The organism is Pseudonocardia alaniniphila (assembly GCF_022524485.1).
Lineage (GTDB): Bacteria > Actinomycetota > Actinomycetes > Mycobacteriales > Pseudonocardiaceae > Pseudonocardia > Pseudonocardia alaniniphila.
The window spans coordinates 1-24487 of the sequence record NZ_JAKXMK010000020.1 but is presented as its reverse complement, the minus strand read 5'-3'; the positions used below and the strand labels follow the sequence as shown (position 1 = coordinate 24487).

Annotated in this window: 24 protein-coding genes; 8 read left to right on the top strand and 16 right to left on the bottom strand. The window is 71.1% G+C overall.

All coding sequences use genetic code 11. The annotated features are described in order from the left end of the window. Positions 1-12 precede the first annotated feature (12 nt). Positions 13-438, bottom strand: a complete 426-nt coding sequence (locus MMF94_RS22735) for an HIT family protein (protein WP_241039172.1) — start codon at positions 436-438, stop codon at positions 13-15. A 46-nt stretch (positions 439-484) separates the two neighbouring features. On the opposite strand from MMF94_RS22735, the gene MMF94_RS22730 reads away from it, so the two are divergent. From MMF94_RS22730 to treZ, 4 genes are all read left to right on the top strand, one after another. Further along, on the top strand, positions 485-946 hold the full coding sequence (locus MMF94_RS22730) for a PPOX class F420-dependent oxidoreductase (protein WP_241039171.1): 462 nt from the start codon (positions 485-487) through the stop codon (positions 944-946). Positions 947-1101: 155 nt separating this feature from the next. Continuing rightward, the gene (gene glgX, locus MMF94_RS22725; protein ID WP_241039170.1) at positions 1102-3270 is read left to right on the top strand and encodes a glycogen debranching protein GlgX; all 2169 of its coding nucleotides are present in this window, start codon (positions 1102-1104) and stop codon (positions 3268-3270) included. Beyond that, entirely contained in the window at positions 3267-5636 is a 2370-nt protein-coding gene (treY, locus tag MMF94_RS22720; protein ID WP_241039169.1) for a malto-oligosyltrehalose synthase, read from the top strand. The genes glgX and treY overlap by 4 nt, the downstream gene beginning before the upstream one ends. Positions 5637-5714: 78 nt before the next feature. Beyond that, positions 5715-7454 carry a malto-oligosyltrehalose trehalohydrolase gene (gene treZ / locus MMF94_RS22715; RefSeq protein ID WP_241039168.1) on the top strand — a complete coding sequence of 580 codons (1740 nt, stop codon included), beginning with the start codon at positions 5715-5717 and terminating at the stop codon, positions 7452-7454. Between the two features lie 41 nt (positions 7455-7495). On the opposite strand, the gene MMF94_RS22710 is transcribed toward treZ, so the two are convergent. Beyond that, positions 7496-8092 (bottom strand): TetR/AcrR family transcriptional regulator, encoded by a 597-nt coding sequence (locus MMF94_RS22710; protein WP_241039167.1) that lies wholly within the window; start codon positions 8090-8092, stop codon positions 7496-7498. A 97-nt stretch (positions 8093-8189) separates the two neighbouring features. Here MMF94_RS22710 and MMF94_RS22705 point away from each other — a divergent pair, with 97 nt between their 5' ends. After that, complete coding sequence (locus MMF94_RS22705) at positions 8190-8648, top strand: nuclear transport factor 2 family protein (protein WP_241039166.1); 459 nt, start codon at positions 8190-8192, stop codon at positions 8646-8648. A gap of 55 nt (positions 8649-8703) precedes the next feature. Here MMF94_RS22705 and MMF94_RS22700 read toward each other — a convergent pair whose 3' ends face one another. After that, positions 8704-9699, bottom strand: a complete 996-nt coding sequence (locus tag MMF94_RS22700) for a malate dehydrogenase (RefSeq protein WP_241039165.1) — start codon at positions 9697-9699, stop codon at positions 8704-8706. A 163-nt stretch (positions 9700-9862) separates the two neighbouring features. Here MMF94_RS22700 and MMF94_RS22695 point away from each other — a divergent pair, with 163 nt between their 5' ends. Both MMF94_RS22695 and MMF94_RS22690 read left to right on the top strand, forming a co-directional pair. Then, positions 9863-11077: a DUF418 domain-containing protein gene (locus tag MMF94_RS22695; RefSeq protein WP_241039164.1), complete on the top strand. Its 1215-nt coding sequence runs from the start codon at positions 9863-9865 to the stop codon at positions 11075-11077. Between the two features lie 41 nt (positions 11078-11118). Beyond that, on the top strand, positions 11119-11571 hold the full coding sequence (locus MMF94_RS22690) for a hypothetical protein (RefSeq protein ID WP_241039163.1): 453 nt from the start codon (positions 11119-11121) through the stop codon (positions 11569-11571). Positions 11572-11578: 7 nt separating this feature from the next. On the opposite strand, the gene MMF94_RS22685 is transcribed toward MMF94_RS22690, so the two are convergent. Next, positions 11579-12226 (bottom strand): TetR/AcrR family transcriptional regulator, encoded by a 648-nt coding sequence (locus MMF94_RS22685; RefSeq protein WP_241039162.1) that lies wholly within the window; start codon positions 12224-12226, stop codon positions 11579-11581. Positions 12227-12280: 54 nt separating this feature from the next. Here MMF94_RS22685 and MMF94_RS22680 point away from each other — a divergent pair, with 54 nt between their 5' ends. Further along, positions 12281-13864, top strand: coding sequence for an FAD-dependent oxidoreductase (locus MMF94_RS22680; protein ID WP_241039161.1), 1584 nt, complete (start codon positions 12281-12283; stop codon positions 13862-13864). Here the strand turns inward: MMF94_RS22680 and MMF94_RS22675 are convergent. From MMF94_RS22675 to trpA, 12 genes are all read right to left on the bottom strand, one after another. Beyond that, entirely contained in the window at positions 13839-14318 is a 480-nt protein-coding gene (locus tag MMF94_RS22675) for a CoA-binding protein (RefSeq protein WP_241039160.1), read from the bottom strand. The two genes, MMF94_RS22680 and MMF94_RS22675, sit on opposite strands and share 26 nt — an antisense overlap. Continuing rightward, entirely contained in the window at positions 14315-15649 is a 1335-nt protein-coding gene (locus MMF94_RS22670; RefSeq protein WP_241039159.1) for an O-acetylhomoserine aminocarboxypropyltransferase/cysteine synthase family protein, read from the bottom strand. Before MMF94_RS22670 ends, MMF94_RS22675 begins: the two co-directional genes overlap by 4 nt. A gap of 29 nt (positions 15650-15678) precedes the next feature. Beyond that, positions 15679-16383, bottom strand: a complete 705-nt coding sequence (locus tag MMF94_RS22665) for a dienelactone hydrolase family protein (protein WP_241039158.1) — start codon at positions 16381-16383, stop codon at positions 15679-15681. Between the two features lie 17 nt (positions 16384-16400). After that, positions 16401-17738, bottom strand: a complete 1338-nt coding sequence (locus tag MMF94_RS22660; RefSeq protein ID WP_241039157.1) for a PPE domain-containing protein — start codon at positions 17736-17738, stop codon at positions 16401-16403. After that, positions 17735-18070 (bottom strand): transcriptional regulator, encoded by a 336-nt coding sequence (locus MMF94_RS22655; protein ID WP_241039156.1) that lies wholly within the window; start codon positions 18068-18070, stop codon positions 17735-17737. The genes MMF94_RS22660 and MMF94_RS22655 overlap by 4 nt, the downstream gene beginning before the upstream one ends. A gap of 132 nt (positions 18071-18202) precedes the next feature. Further along, positions 18203-18736, bottom strand: a complete 534-nt coding sequence (locus MMF94_RS22650; RefSeq protein ID WP_277398805.1) for a DUF3558 domain-containing protein — start codon at positions 18734-18736, stop codon at positions 18203-18205. A gap of 175 nt (positions 18737-18911) precedes the next feature. Then, positions 18912-19817 carry an acyl-CoA thioesterase gene (locus MMF94_RS22645; protein ID WP_241039155.1) on the bottom strand — a complete coding sequence of 302 codons (906 nt, stop codon included), beginning with the start codon at positions 19815-19817 and terminating at the stop codon, positions 18912-18914. Between the two features lie 12 nt (positions 19818-19829). Continuing rightward, positions 19830-20318 (bottom strand): GNAT family N-acetyltransferase, encoded by a 489-nt coding sequence (locus MMF94_RS22640; RefSeq protein ID WP_241039154.1) that lies wholly within the window; start codon positions 20316-20318, stop codon positions 19830-19832. A gap of 38 nt (positions 20319-20356) precedes the next feature. Further along, positions 20357-21778, bottom strand: coding sequence for a pyruvate kinase (pyk, locus tag MMF94_RS22635; RefSeq protein ID WP_241039153.1), 1422 nt, complete (start codon positions 21776-21778; stop codon positions 20357-20359). A 62-nt stretch (positions 21779-21840) separates the two neighbouring features. Next, positions 21841-22479 carry a DUF2461 domain-containing protein gene (locus tag MMF94_RS22630; RefSeq protein WP_241039152.1) on the bottom strand — a complete coding sequence of 213 codons (639 nt, stop codon included), beginning with the start codon at positions 22477-22479 and terminating at the stop codon, positions 21841-21843. Further along, positions 22476-23417 carry a prolipoprotein diacylglyceryl transferase gene (lgt, locus tag MMF94_RS22625; RefSeq protein ID WP_379660503.1) on the bottom strand — a complete coding sequence of 314 codons (942 nt, stop codon included), beginning with the start codon at positions 23415-23417 and terminating at the stop codon, positions 22476-22478. Before lgt ends, MMF94_RS22630 begins: the two co-directional genes overlap by 4 nt. A 404-nt stretch (positions 23418-23821) precedes the next feature. Further along, the coding region (gene trpA, locus MMF94_RS22620; protein WP_241039150.1) for a tryptophan synthase subunit alpha at positions 23822-24487 on the bottom strand (666 nt) is incomplete at its 5' end.

The following is a 24487-nucleotide window of genomic DNA, read 5'->3' as shown; positions in this document are numbered from 1 at the left end:
GCTGCACCGTGGTCAGTCCGGGACGTGCGCGGCGTGACCTGCAGCGCGCAGGGCGACGCGCAGCTTCTCCGCGTGGGCGTCCTGCTCCGCGGCGTCGACCGACTTCGCCGCGTTGGCGAAGTCGAAGGCCGCCATGTCCCAGGCCGGGAACACGTGCAGGTGCAGGTGGGGCACCTCGAAGCCGGCGACGAGCAGCCCGACGCGGGGCGGCTCCCACAGCTCCTGCACGGCGGCGCCGATGGTGTGGGACACGCTCGTCAGGTGGGCGAGCAGGTCGGGACCGGCGTCGATCCAGTGGTCGACCTCCTCGCGCGGCACGACGAGCGTGTGCCCGGGACCGAGAGGATTGATCGACAGGAAGCCGACGGCACGCTCGTCCGACCAGACGAAACGCGCGGGCAGCTCGCCGTTGATGATCTTCGTGAAGAGAGTGGCCATCGGAGGTGACCCTAGCGGCTCGACGGGCATCTCCTAGGCTCGGAGCATGGCCAGGACCATCGCTACGAACACCGAGGTCGACCGGGACGAGCTCGTCGCGTTCCTCCGGCCACGCCACCACGTGATCCTCCTGACACCACGCAACGACGGCAGCTGGCAGGGCTCGCCGGTCACCTCCGGCGTCGACTCCGAGGGCCGGATCGTCATCTCCACCTACCCCGAACGGGCGAAGGCGATCAACGTCGCCCGGCACGGAAAGGCCGCCGTCGTGGTGCTCTCCGAGGACTTCAACGGCCCGTGGGTTCAGGTCGACGGGGATGCCGAGCTGCTCACCCTCCCCGATGCGCTCGAACCGCTCGTCGACTACTTCCGTTCGATCTCCGGCGAGCACCCGGACTGGGACGAGTACCGCGCCGCGATGACCACCCAGGGCAAGGCCCTGATCCGGATCACGCCCACCAGGTGGAGCCCGGTGGCCACGGGCGGATTCCCCGCTCACCTGGCCTGACGCCCCGGACCAGCGCCCGAGGCACCGCTGCATCGGGCGGAACCTCCACTTGCCCCGGTAGCCTCACACGGACGGAGCGGCGCCGCTCCGGCGCGCCTGAAGATCGAGTACGACGGCCGTGGCCGATCGCTGATTGACAACACCGGAGGAACTTGATGCGGCCGTGGCCAGGTCACGCCTACCCGCTGGGCGCCAGCTACGACGGCGCGGGCACGAATTTCGCGATCTTCTCCGAGGTCGCTGAGCGGGTGGAGCTCTGCCTCTTCAGCGACGACGGTGAGGAGGAGCGCATCCCGCTCGCCGAGGTCGACGGCTTCGTCCACCACGGTTACCTGCCGAACATCGAGCCCGGGCAGCGCTACGGCTACCGGGTGCACGGCCCGTACGACCCTGCTCAGGGCCTGCGGTGCAACCCCAACAAGCTGCTCATCGATCCCTACGCCAAGGCGCTCGACGGCCCGGTCCAGTGGGACGAAGCCGTGTTCGGCTACCCGTTCGGCGACCCCGACGCCCGCAGCGACACCGACTCCGCGCCGTTCGTGCCCAAGTCGGTGGTGGTCAACCCGTTCTTCGACTGGGGAACCGACCGCTCTCCGCGCATCCCCTACCACGAGACGGTGATCTACGAGGCCCACGTCAAGGGCCTCACCATCGCGCACCCGGAGATCCCGGAGGTCCTGCGCGGCACCTACACCGGGCTCGCCCACCCGGTGATGATCGAGCACCTCAAGAACCTCGGGGTCACGGCCGTGGAGCTCATGCCCGTGCACGAGTTCCTCAACGACCACCATCTGCAGGAGAAGGGGCTCACCAACTACTGGGGCTACAACACCATCGCCTACCTCGCCCCGCACCACGCCTACGCGATGCCGGGCCCGCGCCCGGGCAACCAGGTGCAGGAGTTCAAGGCGATGGTGCGCGACCTGCACGACGCCGGCATCGAGGTGATCCTCGACGTGGTCTACAACCACACGGCCGAGGGCAACCACATGGGCCCCACGCTCTCGCTGCGCGGAATCGACAACACCGCCTACTACCGGCTGGTCGACGACGACCCGCGGTACTACATGGACTACACCGGCACCGGCAACTCGCTCAATGTCCGCAGCCCGCACACCCTCCAGCTGATCATGGACTCGCTGCGGTACTGGGTCACCGAGATGCACGTCGACGGCTTCCGCTTCGACCTCGCCTCCACTCTCGCCCGCGAGTTCTACGACGTCGACCGGCTGTCGGTGTTCTTCGACCTCGTGCAGCAGGACCCGGTGATCAGCCAGGCCAAGCTCATCGCGGAGCCGTGGGACGTCGGCCCCGGCGGTTACCAGGTGGGCAATTTCCCGCCGCTGTGGACGGAGTGGAACGGCAAGTACCGCGACACCGTGCGCGACTTCTGGCGCGGCGAGCCGGGCACCATCGGCGAGTTCGCCTCCCGGCTCACCGGCAGCTCCGACCTGTACAAGGACGACGGCCGGCGCCCGTACGCCTCGATCAACTTCGTCACGGCGCACGACGGATTCACGCTCGCCGACCTGGTCTCCTACAACGGGAAGCACAACGAGGCCAACCTCGAGGGCGGCAACGACGGCGAGAGCCACAACCGTTCCTGGAACTGCGGTGTGGAAGGCCCCACCGACGACGCCGCGGTGCTCGACCTGCGCGGCCGCCAGCAGCGCAACTTCCTCACCACGCTGATGTTGAGCCAGGGCGTCCCGATGCTGCTGCACGGCGACGAGCTCGGCCGTAGCCAGGCAGGCAACAACAACGTCTACTGCCAGGACGGGCCCATCTCGTGGGTCGACTGGTCGCTGGCCACGAAGAACGCGCCCCTGCTCCACTTCACCGCGGGCGTCGTCGCCCTGCGCACCGCCCACCCGGTGTTCCGGCGGCGTCGCTTCTTCGACGGCAGGCCGATCCGGCCCCGGCGCCGTGGTGGCGACGCGCTGGAGGACATCGCCTGGTTCACCCCGGCCGGTGAGGAGATGACCGACCAGGACTGGGACTCCGGCTTCGGCAAGTGCGTCACCGCGTTCCTCAACGGCGACGGCATCACCGAGGTGGACACGCGCGGCAACCGGGTCACCGACGACTCGTTCCTGCTCTGCCTCAACGCCCACCACGAGGACATCGACGCCACCCTGCCGGGCCCTGAGTACGGCTCGCGGTGGGCGGTCGTGGTCGACACGGCCGAGGGCGAGGTCACCACCCTGTCCACCGCTCCCGGCATCGTGGCGGCCGATCCGCGCACGGTCGATGGCGGGGCGGTGCTCACGGTGCCCGCCCGGTCGGTCCTGGTCCTGCAGCGGACGGAGCACGCGCGCGCATGACGGGCCCGGCTGTGCCTTCACCGACCGTTCCCTCGGCCACCTACCGGCTGCAGTTCTCCAAGGACACCACCTTCACCGACGCCGTGGAGCTGCTGCCCTATCTCGAGGCGCTCGGCGTCGGCGGGCTCTACGCCTCGCCGCTGCTCGAGTCCGGGGCGGGCTCCAACCACGGGTACGACGTGGTCGACCCCACACGGGTCTCGCAGGAGCGGGGCGGCGAGGAGGGACGCCGCGCCCTCGTGGCGGCGGTTCGGGAACGGGGCCTGCAGTTCGTCCTGGACATCGTGCCCAACCACCTCGGCGTCGATGCGGCGAAGGCCAACCCGTGGTGGTGGGACGTCCTCACGCACGGCCGCGCGTCCCGCTACGCCGGCCACTTCGACATCGACTGGGATGCCGGGCAGCTGCTCCTGCCGATCCTCGACGCCGACGAGGAGAAGGCGCTCTCGGAGCTGTCGTTGTCCGATGACCGCTCGGAGCTGCGCTACTACGAGCACGCGTTCCCGGTGGCACCCGGCACGGGCGACACCGGCGCACCACAGGAGGTCCACGAGCGCCAGCACTACCGGCTCGTGTCCTGGAAGCGCGGCGCGGCAGAGCTCACCTACCGCCGGTTCTTCGACGTCTCCACCCTCGCCGCCGTGCGCGTCGAGATCCCGGAGATCTTCGAGGACACGCACCGGGAGATCCTGCGCTGGGTGCACGCCGGAGAGGTCGACGGCATCCGAGTCGACCACCCGGACGGGCTGTCCGACCCCGGCGGCTACGTCCGGCGGCTGCGGGCGGCGATCGGGCCGCGCCGGTGGCTTCTCGTGGAGAAGATCCTCGGTGTCGGTGAGGAGCTGCCTCCGTCGTGGCCCGTGAACGGCACCTCGGGCTACGAGGCGCTGCGCGAGATCCAGGGCGTGCTCGTCGACGCGTCCGGGGCCGGGCTGCTCACCCAGTTCGCTGCCGAGCACGTGGGCCGCAAGGAGTCGCTGCACGCAGCGGAGCACACGGCGCGCCGCCAGGTGGCCGACACGATCCTCGCGGCGGAGGTGCGCCGTATCGCCTCGTTGGTGCCCGTGCCCGAGACGGCGCCGTCCACCGAGGAGGAGCCGGGTGAGGCGGCCGAGCGCGTGCGCGCCGCCGTGGCCGAACTGCTCTGCGGCTTCCCGGTCTATCGCAGCTACCTGCCCGAGGGTCGCTCCGCGCTCGAGATCGCGGTCTCGGTGGCCCGCACCCACCGGCCCGATCTCGCCGACGTGCTGAGCACCATCCGCTCGGCGATGCTCGCCGAGCCGCACGGCCTGCTCGCCACCCGGGTGCAGCAGACGTCGGGCATGGTGATGGCCAAGGGCGTGGAGGACACCACGTTCTACCGCTGGAACCGGTTCGTCGCGCTCAACGAGGTGGGCGGCGACCCGTCCCGCTTCGGCGTGTCCGCCGACGAGTTCCACACGGCCATGGCGGCCAGGGAGGCCTCCTGGCCCGCCACGATGACCACCCTGTCCACCCACGACACCAAACGCTCCGAGGACGTCCGGGCCCGGCTCGCGGTGATCGCGGAGATCCCCGGTGAGTGGATCGAGCGGGTGCGCCGCTGGGCCGCCGAGCACCCGCTCCCCGACCGGTCGTTCGAGCTGCTCGCCTGGCAGAACCTCGTCGGCGCCTGGCCGATCTCTCCGGAGCGGTTCGCGAGCTATCTCACCAAGGCCTCGAAGGAGGCCAAGCTCGTCACCAGCCACGTCGACGCTGTCGCGGAGGTGGACGAGGCGATCGCGGCCTGGCCCGCACAGGTGCTGGCGGACGCCGACGTGGTGGCCGAGATCGAGGAGTTCGTCGGCCGGATCTCCACGCCCGGCTGGTCGAACTCGCTGGGTCAGAAGCTGCTGCAGATCGCGGGGCCGGGCGTGCCCGACGTCTACCAGGGCACCGAGCTGTTCGAGTACTCGCTGGTCGACCCCGACAACCGCCGCCCGGTCGACTGGGCGCAGCGCCGGGAGATCCTCGCCCGTCTGGACGAGGGCTGGCTGCCGGACGTCGACGCGTCGGGGGCGGCGAAGTTACTGGTCACAGCCAGCGCGCTGCGGCTGCGCCGGTTCCGGCCGGAGGTGTTCACGGGGTACCGCCCGCTGCACGCCGAGGGTCCGGCCGCGCACCACGCGATCGCGTTCGCCCGCTCCGCGTCGCTGGTGGCTGTGGCCACGCGGCTCCCGGTGGGGCTCGCGGAGCGCGGCGGCTGGGAGGACACCGTCCTCCCGCTCCCGGAGGGCGCCACCGACTGGCACGACGTGATCACGGGAGCCGCTGTCGACGGCTCGGCGCCGTCGCTGGCCCGGGTGCTGGGGCGGTACCCGGTCGCGTTGCTCGTGCGGCCGGCGTAGCGACCCGTTGATCACGATGCGATACGTCACACCCCTGGACCGGGCGAGGCGCGACGGCGCCGGGAAGGATCATGCGGCGTGACCGAATTCGCCGTGTGGGCACCGCAGTGTGCCCAGGTCAGAGTGCTGGTCGACGAGACCGTGTACCCGATGACCGTCGACGGGGCCTGGTGGTGGCGTGCCACCGTCGAGGACGCGGCCCCGGGCAGCGCCTACGCCTTCCTGCTCGACGAGGACGAGACGCCGCTGCCCGACCCGCGTTCGCGCTGGCAGCCCAACGGCGTCCACGGCCCGTCCCGCGTGTACGACGACTCGGCGTTCTACTGGACCGACCACGACTGGACCGGCCGCCAGCTGGCCGGCAGCGTGATCTACGAGCTGCACATCGGCACGTTCACCCCGCACGGCTCGTTCGACGCTGCGGTCGAGCGGCTCGACCACCTCGTCGAGCTGGGCGTCGACCTCGTGGAGGTGCTGCCGGTCAACGCGGTCGACGGCCCGCGCAACTGGGGCTACGACGGCGTCGGCTGGTACGCCGTCACCGAGAACTACGGCGGCCCGGACGCCTTCAAGCGGTTCGTCGACGCCTGCCACGCCCGGGGGCTGGGCGTGGTGCTCGACGCCGTCTACAACCACCTCGGCCCGTCCGGGGCGTATCTCGACCGGTTCGGACCGTACTTCGCCGGGAGCAACCTCTGGGGCCCGGCGCTGAACCTCGACGGCCCGCATTCGGAGCCGGTACGCCGGTACGTGATCGACAACGCCCTGATGTGGCTGCGTGACTTCCACGTCGACGGGCTGCGTCTCGACGCAGTTCATGCGCTGCGTGACACGCGCGCGACACACGTGCTCGAACAGCTCGCGGCCGAAGTGGAGGCGCTCTCCACCCACGTGGGCAGGCCGCTGTCGCTGATCGCCGAATCGGACCTCAACGACCCGCGGCTGATCACCGCGCGGGAGGCAGGCGGCTACGGCCTGCACGGGCAGTGGACCGACGACATCCACCACACCCTCCACACCGCGCTCACCGGCGAGTCGCAGGGCTACTACGCCGATTTCGCCGCCGCCGGGCTCACCGGCCTGGCACACGTGTTCACCCGAGCCTTCCTCCACGAGGGCACGTGGTCGAGCTTCCGGCAGCGCCGCCACGGCGCGGGCGTCGACACCCGGCGCATCCCGGGCCACCGCTTCGTCGCGTACCTGCAGAACCACGACCAGATCGGCAACCGCGCCACGGGCGACCGGCTCACCCAGACGCTCTCCCCCGGTCTGCTCGCCTGCGGTGCAGCGCTGGTGTTCGCCTCACCGTTCACCCCGATGCTGTTCATGGGCGAGGAGTGGGGAGCGCGGACGCCCTGGCAGTTCTTCTCCTACTTCCCCGACCCGGCACTGCGGGAGGCGGTGCGCAACGGGCGCACCGCCGAGTTCGCCGAGCACGGGTGGGGCGACGTCGAGGTGCCCGACCCCAACGCGGAGAGCACCTTCCTCGACTCCAAGCTGGAGTGGGACGAGGCCACGCTCGAACCGCACGCCACGCTGCTGCGGGTCTACAAGGAACTGATCGCGCTGCGCAAGGCGTGGCCGGAGCTGTCCGACCCGTGGCTGGACGACGTGGAGGTGGACGTCGACGAGGAGGTGCGCACCGTCGTGCTGCACCGCGGGCGGCTGCGGGTGGCGTGCAACCTCGGCAGCGACGTGGTCACGATCGCACTCGGTGCCCCGCTCGCGCGGATCCTGCTGGCCTCGGAGCCGGTGGAGGGTGAGGCCGACACGGTCAGCCTGCCGCCCGAGTCGTTCGCGATCGTGCAGCTCACCTGATCGGTGCGCTGATCGCGCCCGGACGCGTCAGGCACCACTCGTCAGACAGCGGCCTCGACGCTGCGCGGCGGCTCTGCCGCGGTGGCGGCGTCGAGCAGCGCCACCGCTGCCCGCTGGGCCTGCTGCGCTGCTCGTGGCTCCGGTAGCACCGCCGCAGCCGTCATGGCTCCCTCTGCAAGGAGCAGCAGCTGCTCGCCGATGCCCGCGGGGTCAGCGACGTCGAGATCGCGGGCGAGGTCGAGCAGGTACTCCCGGAAGAGGTCCTTGTGCCGGCGCACGGCCGCGAGGACCAGTGGCGCGCTTCCGCCCAGCTCTCCGAAGGCGTTGATGAAGGCACAGCCCCGGAAGTCCGGCTCGGCGAACCAGAGACCCAGCCAGTCGAAGACGGCGAGCATCCGTTCGCGGGGGCTCTCGCCGTGGCGGGCGACGTAGTCGGCGAGCCGGCCGCGCCACCGTTCGTCGCGCGCGTCGAGATAGGCCGCGACCAGGTGTTCCTTGGAGGGATAGAGCTGGTAGAGCCGCTTGAGCGAGACACCTGCGGCGGTACGGACCTCGTCGATGCCGACGGCCCGGATGCCTCGGGCGTAGTACAGGGCCTCGGCCGCCCCTAGTAGTCGTTCGGCGTCAGTGCGACCCACGCCACTCCCCCACCTCTTCGAGAACGTGCGTTCTCTAAGCTACTCGCACCGAGCGAGAACGATCGTTCTCGCCCCCGGAAACGAGGAGTGATGATCCATGGCCGGTCGCCCGCCCTACCCCCCGTTCGACGCCGAGACAGCCGCACAGAAGGTGCAGGCCGCCGAGGACGCCTGGAACACCTGTGACGCGGAGAAGGTCGCGCTCGCCTACACCGTGGACTCGCAGTGGCGTAACCGCGACCGGCACGTGACGGGCCGGGACGAGATCGTCGCGTTCCTCACAGAGAAGTGGAAGCGCGAACTCGACTACTCCCTCCGTAAGGAGCTGTGGTCGTTCACCGACAACCGGATCGCCGTGCGGTTCCAGTACGAGAGCCACGACGCGTCCGGCCAGTGGTTCCGCAGCTACGGCAACGAGCTCTGGGAGTTCAGCGACGACGGTCTGATGCGCCGCCGCGAGGCGAGCATCAACGACCGCCCGATCGATGAGTCGGAGCGCCGCATCTTCGGACCGCGCCCGGAGGACGAGCGCGGGGTACCGTTCCCCTTGTGGTGACCCACCGTCGGTGGGCGGTGCCGTCGGGGGACCGCCCACCGACGTCACGCCACTCTCAGATGAGGCCCAGCTTCTGCACGGCGTCGCGTTCCTCCACCAGCTCGGCCACGGAGGCGTCGATCCGGCTGCGGGAGAACTCGTTGATCTCGAGCCCCTGCACGATCTCCCAGGCGCCGTTCTTCGCGGTCACCGGGAACGACGAGATGATCCCCTCGGCCACGCCGTAGGAGCCGTCCGACGGGATCGCAGCCGAGGTCCAGTCGCCCTCCACGGTGCCGTTGACCCAGTCGTAGACGTGGTCGATGGCCGCGTTGGCGGCCGATGCGGCCGAGGACGCACCGCGGGCCTCGATGATCGCCGCGCCACGCTTGGCGACGGTGGGGATGAAGTCGTCGCGCAGCCAGGCGTCGTCCACCTGCTCGGCGGCGATCTTGCCGTTGACCTCGGCGTGGTAGAGGTCCGGGTACTGGGTGGCCGAGTGGTTGCCCCAGATCGTCAGCTTGACGATGTCCTCGACCGACACCGACAGCTTCTTCGCGAGCTGCGCGACGGCACGGTTGTGGTCGAGGCGGGTCATGGCGCTGAAACGCTCGGCAGGCACGTCGGGGGCGGCGGCCTGGGCGATGAGGGCGTTGGTGTTGGCCGGGTTTCCGACCACGAGCACGCGGACGTCGTCGGCGGCGCCGGCGTTGATGGCCCGGCCCTGCGGCGCGAAGATCCCGCCGTTGGCCTCGAGAAGGTCGCCGCGCTCCATGCCCTTCGTGCGCGGGCGGGCACCCACCAGCAGCGCGATGTTCACACCGTCGAAGGCCGCGGTGGCGTCGTCGGTGATGTCGATGCCTGTGAGCAGCGGGAACGCACAGTCGTCGAGTTCCATCGCGGTGCCCTCGGCGGCCTTGACCGCCTGCGGGATCTCCAGCAGGCGCAGCCGAACGGGCTTGTCCGGCCCGAGAAGCTGCCCGGAGGCGATCCGGAAGAGCAGCGCGTAGCCGATCTGGCCTGCGGCTCCGGTGACGGTGACGGTGACGGGTGACGAGGTCGACGAAGACACGCAGGCAGGCTAGCCCTCCGCGCCGCCCGTCGCCGTCATGGGGAGCACGTTCCGGGCCCGGAGTGGGCAGCGGCACAACGGCTTCCGCAGGCGGCAGGGAAACGGATCCAGATCGGTCGTTCGACGGATCCGCGGACCGTTCCGTCCTCATTATCCTTTTCGCATGACCGCCGCCGCGTCCTCGCCCACCGACCCCGGCGCCACCCCCACCACCGCACGCTCTCTCGCCCCGGACCTGGCGCGCGGCGGCATGCTCCTGCTCATCGCGCTCGCCAACGTGCACGTCTTCGTCTACGGGCACCCGCTCGGTCCCCGCGGCTACCCGACGGGTCTCGACAGCGCCGACCAGGCGGTGGCCCTGCTTCAGATGACCCTCGTCGACGGGCGGGCCTATCCGCTCTTCGGACTGCTCTTCGGCTACGGGATCGTGCAACTCGCGTGGCGGCGCAGTGCGGTCGGCCTGCCGGCGCCCGCCGTCACGAAGCTCGTGCGTCGGCGCGGCGCCTGGATGATCGTCATCGGCCTGGCCCACGGGGTGCTGCTCTGGCCAGGCGACATCATCGGCTGCTACGGGCTGCTGGCCGTGCTGATGGCCGGCATGCTCGTGCGCGGCACCGACCGCGCACTGATCACCACCGCCATCGTCGGCGTCGTCGTGGTGACGCTGCTGAACGCGGGGAGCGGGGTCCCGTTGCCCGGCGAACAGAACTCCTTCCTGCCCTCGATGTCCATCGAGAACCCCCTTGCCGCCATGGCTGTCCGGTCCGTGGAGTGGCTCGGCATCGGCCTGCTGTTCCAGTCCATCGGCGTGTTCGCCGCGGTGGCGTTGGGCGCCTGGGCCGCCCGGCGGCGGCTGCTCGACGAGCCGGAGCGACACCGCCCACTGCTGGTGCGCCTGGCCGTGGCCGGGATCTCGGCAGCAGTGGTACTCGGACTGCCCATGGCCCTGATGGCCGCGGAACTGTGGACCGCACCGCCGATCGGTCTCATCGTGCTCGCCGGGGCGCTGCACACCGTCGGCGGTTACGCAGGCGGGATCGGGTACGCGGCGGCCTTCGGGCTACTCGCGATCCGGCTCGCGCAGCGTGGTGGCCCCGGACCGGTCACCCACGCCCTGCAGGCCTGCGGGCAGCGTTCGCTCTCGTGCTACCTCGCCCAGTCCGTCGTGTTCGTGGCGCTGCTGCCGGCCTGGACGCTCGGTCTCGGCAACGACGCCCACCTGTGGCAGACCGCGCTTCTCGCGATCGGGACGTGGCTGGTGATCCTGCTGGTGGCCGACGCGTCGGAGCGTGCCGGCTACCGCGGACCTGCGGAGATCCTGCTGCGCAGGCTGACCTACGGCCCGCGTAGCACCCCCCAGCCGGCGCGAACGTCGTGAGACGGACGTGAGCGCTGCCGAGGCGGGCTACCGTCTCTCCGGTGAGCCGCGCTCAGCCACCGTCCGACCCGTTCGGCGGGGACGGGACCGACCGTCCCCCGTCGTGGATGGGCGCCCCGGGCTACTCGCCCTACCGGGACGACCTGCCGCCGCACGCCCCCATGCCGGGCGCCCCGCCCTACCCCGCGGCGCCGGAGCCCGCGCCGCCCCCGGTCGGGCGGCCTGCGCCGGGCACGAAGTTCCTGACCGCGCTCGGTACGGCCGTGATCTGGGCCGCGGTTAACGTCGTGCTGGTCCTGATCGTCGCCGGCGCGCCTCCGGCGGGCTCGGCCGTTCCCCGACTCCTCGGCGTACTGGTCGTCCCCACCGTGCTGGCCGCGCTGGCGGTGTGGCTGATCGCCCGCCACCGGGGCTGGGCGTTCTGGATGCTGGTGGTGACCGCCGCGCCCTTCTTCTGGGTGCTGCGCTCGCTGACCACGCTGGTGGGAGGCTGAACCCTCCTCACCTCCGGTAGGGCGCGAGCCCGCCGCTCAGCAGCCCGAAGGCGTGGTCGGCCTCGGCGAGCGCGTCCGGCTCGCGTTCGTCGGCGCTCATGCCGCGCGCGATACAGGCCTGGTTGGCCGCCGCCAGGGCCCGCTGCACAAGAAGGATCTGCCCGGCGGCGAGAGCCGCCGTGACCTCGGCGAACCGCCCGTCTCCCGGCGTGGTCTCCCGGAGGGCGGCCGCCAGTGCCTCCTCGCCACTCGCCACGTAACGCGCTGCGGCGGACTGCAACGCCGGCGTGCCGGTGACGAGCCGGTAGAACGCGACGACCTGGGGATGGTCACAGAGCCCGGTGATCGGGTCGCGCTCCGCGAGGCGGGCTCGCAGATGCCGGTGCAGCGCGTCGAGCGGCGCCTCGCCATCGCCTCTTCCGCGGACGACCCGCGCGGCCTCGATCTCGTGGTCGGCGATGCGGTGCAGGACCAGGTCGTCCTTCGTGGGGAAGTACGCGAACAACGTGCGCTTGGACACCTCCGCCGCGGCGGCGATGTCCGCGACGGACACCTGGTCGTAGCCGTGCTCCAGGAAGAGCGCGATCGCCGCCTCCGAGATGGCCTGCCGCGTGCGGAGCTTCTTGCGTTCCCGTAGCCCGCCCGTTGATTCCACGCGTCGATACTATACCGGGTTGATACTTGCACTCGGTCTACTTATGCTCCCGGTGTGAAAAACGACGCGACACGCGACACGGACGTCCTCGTGATCGGGGCCGGCCCCACCGGGCTGACTCTCGCCGGTGAGCTCGCCCTCGCCGGCGCAGCCGTCACCGTCATCGAGCGGCAGGAGACCCCGAGCGGACAGAGCCGGGGCGGCGGAATCTCGGCCAGGACGTGCGAGGTCCTGGCCATGCGGGGGCTGATCGACGCCGCTACCGACGTCGCCGTCGAGCGGGGGGCCGGGGGCGGCCACTTCGCCGGGTTGCCGGTGCCGCTCGACGCGAGGCCGTGGCGCACCCGCCACCCCGACGGCCTGATGATCCCGCAGGACCGCCTGGAGCAGGTCCTCGAATCGCACGTCCGTGAGCTCGGCGCCGTCGTCCACCGCGGCACCGAGCTCACCGCCCTGACCCAGGGCGACGACGAGGTGAGCGCGACCGTCACCGGACCCGATGGCCCGGCCGTGCTCCGCAGCCGCTACCTGGTCGCCTGCGACGGCGGGCACAGCACCGTCCGGAGGCTGACCGGCGTCCCGTTCCCCGGGCGAGCCGGCACGATGGCCGCGGTGACCGCCGACATCGAGCTGGCCGCAGCGTCGGAGACGGTGCCGCAGGCGGTCGGTCACATCAGCGAGCACACCCGCCGTGGCGGCGGCTACTGGATGCTGATGCACCCCCTCGGCGACACGACCGACCCGTCCACGCCGCACCGGGTGGTGTTCGGCGGCCCGGAGCAGGCCACGCTGCCGAGGGACGCGCCGGTGACGGCGGCCGAGGTGGCTGCGGCGCTGACGGCGGTGCACGGCCCGGAGACGCAGCTGGGACGGCTCCGCTGGGGCACCCGGTTCAGCGACGCCACCCGGCAGGTCACCACCTACCGGCACGGACCCGTCCTGTTCGCCGGCGATGCCGCCCACATCCACCCGCCGATGGGCGGTCAAGGGCTCAACCTGGGCGTGCAGGACGCGATGAACCTCGGCTGGAAGCTCGCCGCGCAGCTGCGGGGTGACGCACCAGCGGGACTGCTCGACAGCTACCACGCGGAACGGCACCCGGTGGCCGCCCGCGTCCTCGCGATAACGCGGGCACAGAGCGTGCTGATGAGCCCGCCACCCGACGCCGACGACGTCCGCGCGCTGCGCGACATCATGACCGACCTGGCCCGGCTGCCCGACGCCAACCGCTACCTGGCCGGGATGATGTCGGGCCTGGACCTGCGCTACGAGACGAGCGTCGAACCTCTCGACGATCACCCCCTGGTCGGCACCCGCATGGTCGACCTGTCGCTCGAGACCGCGGACGGGCCGACCACGGTCAGCACGCTGCTGCACTCCGGGCGCGGCCTGCTCCTCGAGCTCGGCGCGGGGGACGCGGGCGAGGCAGCCGATGCCGTGCATCCTCGCGTCGATCGGGTGCTCGCCCGCGTCGCCGACTCGCCGGTGGGCACCACGGTCGGAGCCGACCGGGTGCTGGTCCGCCCGGACGGCTACGTCTGCTGGGCCGGCAGCGATCCTGCCGGCTCGCCCGAGGCCGCGCTCCGCCGCTGGTTCGGCGCGGCCGTGCCCGTCAGCTCGTCCGCCGCCGTGCGCTGATCACGCCCGTGTCGAAGCCCGCGACGTGCAGGCCGCCGTGGAAACGCGCGTGCTCCACCTTCAGGCACCTGTCCATCACGACCTCGAGCCCGGCCGCCTCCGCACGCCGCGCGACGTCCTCGTCGAACAGCCCGAACTGGAGCCACAACGTGCGCACGCCCTCGAGCGCGAGCACATCGTCGAGGACGCCCTGGAGATCCTCCCGGCGCCGGAACACGTCGACGAGGTCGGGAACGACGGGGAGATCCGCGAGCTTCTTGTAGACGGGGCGGCCGAGGATCTCGCTGGCGTTCGGGTTGACGAAGTAGACGTCGAAGTCGGTGCTGGCCAGCAGGTAGGTGGCCACGAAGTTGCTGGCCCTCGCCGGGTTCGGCGATGCCCCCACCACGGCGACCGTGCGCGTGGCGCGCAGGATCTGCTGCCGCCGCGTGGCCGACGGATTCTCCCAGGTCATGAGTCCACCTTCGCGGCCGCGGCGAGAGCCTGGTCCAGATCCCAGAGGATGTCGTCGGGGTCCTCCAGCCCGACGCTGATGCGTACGAGATCCGGCGGCACCCCGGCGTCGCGGAGCTGCTCGTCGGTCAGCTGCTGGTGGGTAGTGGAGCCGGGGTGGATCACGAGCGTCCGGGCGTCACCGATGTTGGCCAGGTGGCTGCACAGCTGCACCGACTCGATGAACCGCTGCCCGGCCTCGCGCCCGCCCTGCACGCCGAACGAGAAGACCGCGCCGGGCCCGAGCGGCAGGTAGCGGGCGGCCCGGTCGTGGTGGGGGTGGCCGGGCAGCCCGGCCCAGCGGACATAGGACACGCGCGGGTCGGCGTCGAGCCACTCGGCCACGACGCGGGCATTGGCGACGTGCGCCTCCATGCGTTGCGGCAGCGTCTCCACGCCCTGGATCAGCAGGAACGCGCTGTGCGCCGACAACGAGGCGCCGACATCACGCAGCTGCTCCGCGCGCAGCTTGGTGAGGAACCCGTACTCCTGGAAGTTGCCCCACCAGGTGAGCCCGCCGTAGGACGGCACCGGCTCCGTCATCTGTGGGAAGTTGCCGTTGCCCCAGTCGAAGCGGCCCGACTCGATCACCACGCCGCCCAGCGTGGTGCCGTGGCCGCCGAGGAACTTCGTGGCCGAGTGGATCACGATGTCGGCGCCGTGCTCGATCGGGCGGCACAGGTACGGGGTGGCGATCGTGGCGTCGACGACCAGCGGGATCCCCGCGGCGTGGGCGACCTCGGCCAGCGCGGCGATGTCGGCGATCTCCCCGCCCGGGTTCGACACGACCTCGCAGAACAGCAGCTTGGTGCGCGGCGTGATCGCTGCTGCGAACGCCTCGGCCGCATCGCCGGCGTCGATGCGGGCTCCGCCTGCGCTCCGCCCGGCGACGAACGTCGTGTCCACCCCGAACCGGCGCAGCGTCACGTCGAGCTGCGTGATCGTGCCGCCGTAGAGCCCAGCGGCGGCCACGATGTGGTCTCCCGCCCCGGCGAGGCAGGCGAACGTCAGGAACTCGGCTGCCTGCCCGCTGGACGTGGCGACCGCGCCGATCCCCCCGTCCAGGCTGGCGAGCCGTTCCTCCAGGGTGGCCACCGTGGGGTTGGCGATCCGGCTGTAGATCAGCCCGTACTTCTGCAGCGCAAACAGGCTCGCAGCGTCGGTGGTGTCCTCGAAGACGAAGCTCGTGGACTGGTATATCGGCACCGCCCGGGCGCCGGTGGCCGAGTCGGGCACGTGCCCCGCATGCACCGCCCGGGTGCGGAAGCCCCAGTTGCGGTCCTGATCGCTCATGTCGTTCATCCTGCCTCGCGAGGCCGGGATCAGCCGAGGTGCTCCCGGAAGAACGCGACGATCCGCCGGTGCGCATCCTCGGCGCTGGGCGCGTGGTACTCGGCGTGCAGCGGCGAGCGCGCCACGAGGGAACCCATCACCCCGGATGTGCGGGTGAAGAACGAATGGCCCGCTTCGGAGTAGGTGACGACGTCGTGGGGCACGTCCATCGCCTCGAGACGGGCTTCGAGCAGTTCGGGGTAGCCACGGGTGGTGATGTCCCGCCCGCCGTAGCTGGCGACGACCGGGCACGAACGGGGAAGGTCGATGCGGCCGCTGTAGAACGGGGCGCTCACCTTGTAGTGGCCGGTGCGCGCGAGCAGCAGCGCGAAGCTGCCGCCGAGGCAGAACCCGATGGTGCCGATCCGGTCGCCGTCGACCTCGGGAAGCTCCGCCAGCCAGCGACGTGCGGCCTCCAGGTCGTCGAGCTCCCGGCCTTCACCCCGCTGCGCGGTGCGCATGGCGCGGGCGACGCAGATCGGCTTGAGCGGGCCGCGGGCGAACAGGTCGGGGATGAGCACCGTGTAGCCGTCGGCGGCGAGGTCGCCCGCAACCCGACGCATCTCGTCGGTCATGCCGAACGCTTCGTAGATCATCACGAGCGCGGGCCCGGGACCCGTGACGCCAGTGGGCACCGTGAGCACGCCCGGGAGCGTCGTCCCGTCGCTCGCGGTGAACGTGACCTCGGTCTGCATCCCGGTGACGGTATCGGTCACCGAGGAGGAAGGGGATCATCGGCACCGATCACGGCCGTGGTGAACCAGCGATCGTCGGCGAACGCGTCGGTGTCGTCGACGAGGTAGTCGGGCCTGCGACGTTCCTGACCACTTCCCGCGACGGGTCCGGCCGTCATCGGCGGATAGAGGCCGGGATGCCCCGTGGTGGTGCCGCGGCCGGCAGCGCCGGTGCGCGCTCCCGGTTCGGCAGCCGCCGCGGGTCGTTCGGCCACGGGCCCCCGCCCCGTTGTCTCGCTCAGCGTCCGACTGCCGGCCGGTGGGGGCACCCGGCGCTCCTCCTCGACGCGGGGCGACGGCCTCGCCGCGCCTGGTTCGGACCCTGGTCGCGCCGGCACCAGATCGCGCCAGCTCGGCTGTGTACCGGGGCGTGGGGTCGGGCCTGGAAGAACCGGTCGCACGCCTGGGGTGACCGGCACACGGCCCCCACCGCCGATTGAGCGATCCCCAGGTGGGCCCACGCCGATGCGCCCTGCTCCTCCCTGACCGGACGGAGGTCGCACCGGTATGCCGCCGGCCGGCGGCACGATCGGCGGTGGCACCACTCCCGAGCCGACGCTTCCGCTTGCCCCGGCCCCGGCCCCGGGCAGCGGTGCTCCGGCCCCGATGCCGCTCGGCGCGGCGGCACCGACCGTGGGCACCGCTGGCACTCCGCCCGCCACAGCCGGCGCGCCAGCCGGCGCGATCTCTGCCGCCGCCAGAGCCCCGGCTCCCCCACCGAACCCGCCGCCTCCGAAACCAGCCGCTCCGCCGGCCGGAGCCGGAGCAGGCCCGGCCGCCTCGACCGTGACCTGCGGCGGGAGGGTCCAGTAGTCCATGTGGCGGCGGTTCTCGTAGGAGTTGTTGGTGTAGCCGTTCATCAGGTCGACGGCCCGAGCCGCGCGGTTGGCGCTCTCCTGCTCGGCAGCCTGCAGATCGTCGAGCCCATGAAAGATGTAGGTGGGGTCGGTCAAGGCACGCTCGTACTCGGCATCGAGCTGCGCAGCGTTCGGCTCCGGCATGGCGTTGCGCAGCTCCCGGGCCTGCTCCCCCTGCGAGGTCACCGCCTGCGCCGTGATCTTCGCGTCGTTGGCGGCATCGAGGGCCCACTGCCCGAGCGGCGTCATGGCAGTACGACTGGCATCGGCAGCACTCCCCTCCCAACCCCCGGCGGACCGGGCCATCGCGGTGGCGATCCGCTCATCGATACTCAGGATGAGAGCCTCGGTCGCAGCCCACGCAGCCTCGGCTGCTGTCGAGACCGAGCGCCCTGGGCCCTGCTGCACCGCGGCGTAGATCTCCTCGTGGCTGAAGCCTTCCCACCGGATGTCGCTCACAACCGCCCCCACAAGGCCGCGTTCTCGCCCTCGGTGCGGCGGTAGTGGTCCTCGAGAATTTGCAGGTTGTCGCGCACTTTTGTCAGCTCGACCTCGTACGCCCGCAGTGCCGCATACGGGCCGTCCGGGGCGTCCATGACACGTGCGTGGTAGTAGTCGACGACGTCAGCGCTGATCGGATCGCCGAGCCATGGTCCCGGAATGACGCCAGCCAGTCGCAGGCGGATGAGCTGATGACCTAGCTCAACGAGTGCTTCCTCGAACGCCACTCGCACCGCCGGGATCGCGTGTGGTTCCAGCTGAAGCGTGACGGGCGGGTGGATTCCAGGCATCCAAGCTCCTCAGGTCCCGGGAGAGCTCCTCGGAGGACCATAAGAGCCGACGGCCCGGAGCGGGAGCGAGTACGGCTGGATCGTGTGCGATCGCGAACGGGGCCGGGTCGGATGCTCAGAGCACAACCCGGCTTAGCGCGACGCCAGCAATGTCGTCACGACAGCGTCAGCCACCGCCTGGGCATCCTTACAAAGCTGAAGTTGCGGGATCGGTGGCTGACGACCGCCATCAGCGAAGTGAATGTCGAGCAGCTGGCCAGGCGCGACATCAACAATCACACCGCACCATTCGGTGAATCCCGTTGGCACCGCCACCAGGCCCGGAAAACCGTGGACCACAACCGGCTCCAGCTTCAACGCCAACTCACGCGACGTGAACAGTTCAACGCCCGCAGTCGTCACGACGCTCACACCCGCCAGAACCGCACGGGGATCGAATCCTCGTATCGCGCATGCTGGCACGTCCCCTGGATATAGCTCTGAGAGCGCCGAGTCGAACACCGGTCGCCCGTCGAGTCCCAGGTCAGCCCGCTGCTCTTCCGTCAGCAGCGAGCACGGGTCCACGCCGTCGATCCGCACGTCCCGCGGACGCGGCGGGAGCTGTATCCCGCTCGGCTCCACCGGCGCGACTGGCCCGCCCCCATCCGAACAACCCCCGACAAGCACCGCCGCTGCAACCAGCAGCGCCCCCCACACCCGTCGCACGGGAGGACCGTAGCGGCTCGATGCCCATGAAAGATCACTTTGCGCTCATCCCGACCCGACATGGACACCTGACGCGGAATGCAAGCGCTGACGATCAGCGATATGTGTCCATGTCGCGGGCCGGCGGCCGCCCCGCCTACTTCCGCGGCAGCCGCAGCAGGCCCTCCTGCACCGTGGTGGCGACCAGCTGGCCGTCCCGGCTGGTGAAGCGGCCGGTGGCGAGGCCGCGGGAGCCGGAGGCGGTGGGTGAGTAGCAGGTGTAGAGCAGCCAGTCGTCGGCGCGGAACGGGCGGTGGAACCACATGGCGTGGTCCAGGCTCGCCATCTGCACCCTGACCGAGGCGAGGTCATGGCGGGCCACCACCGAGCCGAGGAGGGTCATGTCGCTGGCGTAGGTCAGCAGGCAGACGTGCAGCAGGGGGTCGTCGGGGAGTTCGCCGTCGGCGCGCATCCACACCCGCACCGGCTCGTCCGACGGGCGACGGCGGGACGACCAGGCCGGCTCGTCGACGAACCGCATGTCGATCGGCCGGGGGACGCGGCCCACCCAGCCCGCGTTCTCGCCGCGGGCGGTGCGGTCCGCGATGTCGGGCAGGGACTCCGGGTCCGGGACACCGGACGGGGCGGGGTCACTGTGCTCCAGGCCCTCCTGCGGCAACTGGAACGACGCCGAGAGCGAGAAGATCGGTTCGCCGTGCTGGATCGCGAGCACCCGGCGGGTGGTGAACGAGCGGCCGTCGCGGACGCGTTCGGCCTCGTAGATGATCGGAACGCGGGGGTCGCCAGGCCGGATGAAGTAGGCCTGCAGCGAGTGGACGCCGCGGTCCGGGGGCACCGTGCGCCCCGCCGCGACCAGGGCCTGCCCGGCCACCTGGCCGCCGAAGACGCGGGTGGGGCTCTGCGGCGGGCTCACCCCGCGGAAGAGGTTGACCTCGAGCTGTTCGAGATCGAGCAGCTTCACCAGCTCGTCCAGCACGACCTGGCCGCGCATCGCGCTGTCGTCGGCCGTCTCGGGCGCGGGGGTCGTGGAGGAACTGGTCATCCCGGCATCCTCTCAGCCGGGAAACTCAGCCGCTTCGTGTGGTTGCGCACGGTGGGCTGTGGTGATGTCCAGCACCCACATCTCCTCACCGACGGCGGGGTTGCTCGGCAGCGGCTGACGTCGACCGGTGGCGACGAAGCCCGCGCTCGCGTACGTCCTGACCGCTGCCTGGTTGCCGTCGGCGACCCACAGCTCCAGCTCGTGGGCCCCGGCGTCGGCCGCCCAGTCACGGACGGCGGCGATCAGCTGCGCCGCAATACCGAGGCCCCGGTGGGACGGCCGCACCCACATCGAGATCAGGTGCCGCCGGTTCGGATCCTCATCGGGCCAGGTGGTGCCGGCCACGAGACCGGCCGGCTGGTCGTCCACGCAAGCGACGAACCACGCGTTGCGCTGAAGCCGCTCGCGCCACTGCTCCGGCGAGTTGTCGCGCTCCCGCTCGACGGTGGATGCGAACGCGTAGGGAGCCTCGCCCAGTGCCGCCAACCGAAGGTCGCGCAAGCACTCCCAGTGGTCGGGGGCGAGACGGTGGACGGTGATCAGGCGTGGTCCTCCTCGCCCAGGCGGTGGACCCGGATGAGGTTGGTGGAGCCGACGGTGCCGGGAGGCGAGCCGGCGACGATGACGACGAGGTCGCCGGGCTGGAAGCGCTCGATCGACAGCATGGCCTGGTCGACCTGGCGGACCATCGCGTCGGTGGACTCGACGTAGTCGACGAGGAAGGTCTCGACGCCCCAGCTCATCGCCAGCTGGCTGCGCACCTCCGGGGCGGGGGTGAACGCGAGCAGCGGCAGCCGCGTGTGCAGGCGGGCCAGCCGCCGCACGGTGTCGCCGGACTGCGTGAAGGCCACCAGCGCCCGCGCCGACAGCCGCTCCCCGATGTCGCGGGCGGCGTAGGAGAGAACGCCCCGCTTGGTGCGCGGCACGTGGTTGAGCGGCGGGACGTTGACCGGCCCGTCCTCCACGGCCTCGACGATCTGGGCCATCGTGCGCACCGACTTGATCGGGTAGCGCCCGACGCTCGTCTCACCGGAGAGCATCACGCAGTCGGCGCCGTCGAGCACGGCATTGGCGACGTCGGACGCCTCCGCGCGGGTGGGGCGCGAGTTGGTGATCATCGACTCGAGCATCTGCGTGGCGACGATGACCGGCTTGGCGTTCTCGCGAGCGATCTGGATGGCGCGCTTCTGGACGAGCGGCACGTGCTCCAGGGGCAGCTCGACGCCGAGGTCGCCGCGCGCAACCATCACGGCGTCGAAGGCGAGCACGATGGCCTCGAGGTTGTCGACGGCCTCCGGCTTCTCGAGCTTGGCGATCACCGGGAGGCGCGCCCCGCGGCTGTCCATGATCTTGTGGGCGAGGTCGATGTCGGCCGGGCTCCGCACGAAGGAGAGCGCGATCGAGTCGACGCGCAGGTCGAGCGCGAACTCCAGATCGGAACAGTCCTTGTCGGTGAGCGCCGGCACCGACACGTTCATGCCGGGCAGCGAGATGCCCTTGTTGTCGCTGACGGGACCGCCCTCGGTGACGCGGCAGACGACGTCGAGGCCGTCCACGCCCACGACCCGCAGACCGACCTTGCCGTCGTCGACGAGCAGGCGGTCGTCCGGCCGAGCGTCGTTGGCCAGGCCCTTGTATGTGGTGGAGACGCGGTCGTGGGTGCCTGCGACCTCGTCGACGGTGATCCGCACCTCCTCGCCGGTGCGCCACTCGACCGGACCGGTGGCGAAGCGACCGAGGCGGATCTTGGGGCCCTGTAGGTCACCCATGATGCCGACGGCATGGCCCTCGGCATCCGCGGCCTCCCGCACCATCTCGTAGACCCGCTTGTGGTCGTCCCGGTTGCCGTGACTGAAGTTCAACCGGGCGACGTCCATACCGGCCTGCACGAGCTCCCGTATGCGATCGGGAGTTGCGGTCGCGGGCCCGATGGTGCAGACGATCTTGGTGCGACGGCTCACGTCGGGAGTCTAGCGCGCGTTCTGGAACGATCAGGAAGCGCGGGGAAGAACAGGAGGGTGTGTCAGCGCCGAGGTTGGTCGCTGGGCCCGACGTGATCGGCCAGCCACTCGCTGAGCGGCCGGAGCGCCCGCCACGCGGAGGTCACTCGTTCCAGGGTGCCGGACTCGTGCAGCACGTCGTCCGGGGGCCAGCTGCGCCAGCCGTAGAGCGACTTGTGGCGCAGCAGCTCGATCCTCGGGTGATCCGGATCGAAGCCCCGCGGCCTGGTTTTGAGCGTCTGCCCCGCGATCGTGATCCCGTCGGCGCGCAGCGCCGCGAGTCGCTTCTCCAGGTCCGTACCGCGCCGCTCGTCGTCGACGGCGGCGCGCAAGCGCGCCACCTGGTCCGACGCCATCTGGTACTGCCCACCCGCGACCATCAGCCCGTCGGCGCCGATCTGCACGTAGAACGGGCCTGCTGTGGCGCCGCAGTGGGTCTTGTACGGGGTCTTGTCGTTGGAGAACCGGATGTCGCGGTACGGCCGGAAGATCTTGCCCGGACCGAACTCGGGTTCCAGGTCGGCGAGCAGCGCCAGCATGGGCGTCCGGATGTCGGCCTCGTAGAGCGCGCGCTGGTCGCTCCAGTAGGCCTTGCTGTTGTCGACGATGAGCCCGTCGTAGAACTCGACGGCGCCCTCCCCGAACCCGGTGAACGCCGTCATGTCGAGCGATCGCCTGGTTCGGCCACCACCCTGTCGCGGTCGCCGGGCCCGTCCTCGTCGGCCTTCGAGGGAGCGGGAGCGGTGTCCTTGGGCTCGTCCTCGCTGTCCGGACCGTCCGGTGTGTCGCCGGCGGGCACGGCAAGCACCTCACGCGGCTTGCGGACGAGCGCGATGTAGAGCACCGCCCCGATGAACACCACCCCGGCGACGACGACGTTGATGCGGATGTCGCCGAACACGCGGGTGGCCGGGTCGGTGCGCGCCATCTCGATGAAGAACCGGCCCAGCGTGTAGCCGGCGACGTACGTTGCGAACGCGCGGCCGTGTCCGAGGCGGAAGCGGCGGTCGGCCCACACCACGAAGGCGGCGACGAGCAGGTTCCACAGGAGCTCGTAGAGGAACGTCGGGTGCACGATCTCGATCGGAGTGTGGTCCAGGGCCACACCGCCGAGGCTGTCGGGGGCACCGGTGGCCGGGTCGACCCGGTTGTAGATCTCCAGGCCCCAGGGCAACGTGGTCGGCCCGCCGTAGAGCTCCTGGTTGAAGTAGTTGCCCAGCCGGCCGATCGCCTGCGCGACGACGATCCCGGGCGCCACCGCGTCGGCGAAGAACGGCAGGGGCACCCCGCGCCGTCGGCAGCCGATCCAGGCGCCCACCGCTCCGAGCGCGACGGCACCCCAGATCCCGAGCCCGCCCTGCCAGATCTTCAGGGCGCCGATCGGGTCGCCGCCGGGACCGAAGTAGGTCTCCCAGTCGGTGGCCACGTGGTAGAGCCGGCCGCCCACCAGCCCGAACGGAACGGCGTACACCGCCACGTCCGTGACCGTGCCGGGCTGGCCACCACGGGCGACGAGGCGTCGTTCGCCCCACATCACCGCGACGATGATTCCGGCGATGATGCAGATCGCGTAGGCGCGGATCGGGATCGGTCCGAGCATCCACACCCCGCGGTCCGGACTCGGGATGTAGGCCAGCAGGGCGGTCGCCACGGCAGAGCTCACCCCGCCACGGTATCGCCAGGTGCGGGGGGCTGGTCGGCGCGGGCCGGACGGGCCCCGCACGAGTGACACTCGTCAAGTGGGCGACGCCCGCCCCGAAAGCGTCCGAGACCCCGCTGGGAACGGGCGACTCGTGCAATCGGCACCCGCAACTCACCAGCCCGAAACCGGCGACTCGCGGGAGCCAGGTCGGCAAATCGCCGGCCGAAGCGCGCGACGCGCATGGAGCCGGACCCGCGATCGGCCGGTTCGGAACGGGCGGCTCGCAGGGTGCGACGAAGTGACTCGCCCCGCAGCACCCCGTGGCTCACCAGCGCAAACGGGCGACTCGCGGGGCGCGGGCGTCAGGCGGGAGTGGGCACTGCCGGGCGGTTGGTGCGGCGGACGCCGTCGGCCAGTTCCGCGGCCAGCGCGCGGACCTGCTCGGCCCCGCCCTGCTCGGCGGCCGTGACGAACGCCGACCCGACGATCACCCCGTCAGCGAACGCGGCAACCTCAGCCGCCTGATCACCTGAGCGGACCCCCAGACCCACCCCGATCGGCAACGTGGTGTGCGCACGACACCGCGCAACCAACTCCGGAGCAACCGAGGCAACACTGTCGCGTGCACCCGTGACACCCATCGTGGAGGTGGCGTAGAGGAACCCACTGCCCGCGGCGGCGGTGAGCGCGATGCGCTCCTCGGTGGACGAGGGCGCGACGAGGAAGATCCGGTCCAGGCCGTGCGCCTCGGAGGCGGCCAGCCAGTCGGCGGCCTCGTCCGGGATGAGGTCAGGAGTGATCATCCCGAGACCACCCGCCGAGGCCAGGTCACGGGCGAACGCCTCGACGCCGTAACGCAACACCGGATTGAAATAGGTCATCACCACTGCGCGACCACCCGCGGCGGCCACCCGCTCGACGACGGAGAGCACGTCGCGCAACTTCGTGCCAGCCCGCAACGCGGTCTCCGCGGCCGCCTGAATCGTCGGCCCATCCATCACGGGGTCGGAGTACGGGATGCCGATCTC

Coding starts and splice junctions, on each gene's coding strand:
- MMF94_RS22735 (WP_241039172.1), bottom strand. CDS start 438: ATGGCCACTCTCTTCACGAAGATCATCAACGGCGAGCTGCCCGCGCGT.
- MMF94_RS22730 (WP_241039171.1), top strand. CDS start 485: ATGGCCAGGACCATCGCTACGAACACCGAGGTCGACCGGGACGAGCTC.
- glgX (WP_241039170.1), top strand. CDS start 1,102: ATGCGGCCGTGGCCAGGTCACGCCTACCCGCTGGGCGCCAGCTACGAC.
- treY (WP_241039169.1), top strand. CDS start 3,267: ATGACGGGCCCGGCTGTGCCTTCACCGACCGTTCCCTCGGCCACCTAC.
- MMF94_RS22705 (WP_241039166.1), top strand. CDS start 8,190: ATGGCCGGTCGCCCGCCCTACCCCCCGTTCGACGCCGAGACAGCCGCA.
- MMF94_RS22695 (WP_241039164.1), top strand. CDS start 9,863: ATGACCGCCGCCGCGTCCTCGCCCACCGACCCCGGCGCCACCCCCACC.
- MMF94_RS22675 (WP_241039160.1), bottom strand. CDS start 14,318: ATGACCTGGGAGAATCCGTCGGCCACGCGGCGGCAGCAGATCCTGCGC.
- MMF94_RS22670 (WP_241039159.1), bottom strand. CDS start 15,649: ATGAGCGATCAGGACCGCAACTGGGGCTTCCGCACCCGGGCGGTGCAT.
- MMF94_RS22665 (WP_241039158.1), bottom strand. CDS start 16,383: ATGCAGACCGAGGTCACGTTCACCGCGAGCGACGGGACGACGCTCCCG.
- MMF94_RS22655 (WP_241039156.1), bottom strand. CDS start 18,070: ATGCCTGGAATCCACCCGCCCGTCACGCTTCAGCTGGAACCACACGCG.
- MMF94_RS22645 (WP_241039155.1), bottom strand. CDS start 19,817: ATGACCAGTTCCTCCACGACCCCCGCGCCCGAGACGGCCGACGACAGC.
- MMF94_RS22630 (WP_241039152.1), bottom strand. CDS start 22,479: ATGACGGCGTTCACCGGGTTCGGGGAGGGCGCCGTCGAGTTCTACGAC.
- lgt (WP_379660503.1), bottom strand. CDS start 23,417: ATGCTCGGACCGATCCCGATCCGCGCCTACGCGATCTGCATCATCGCC.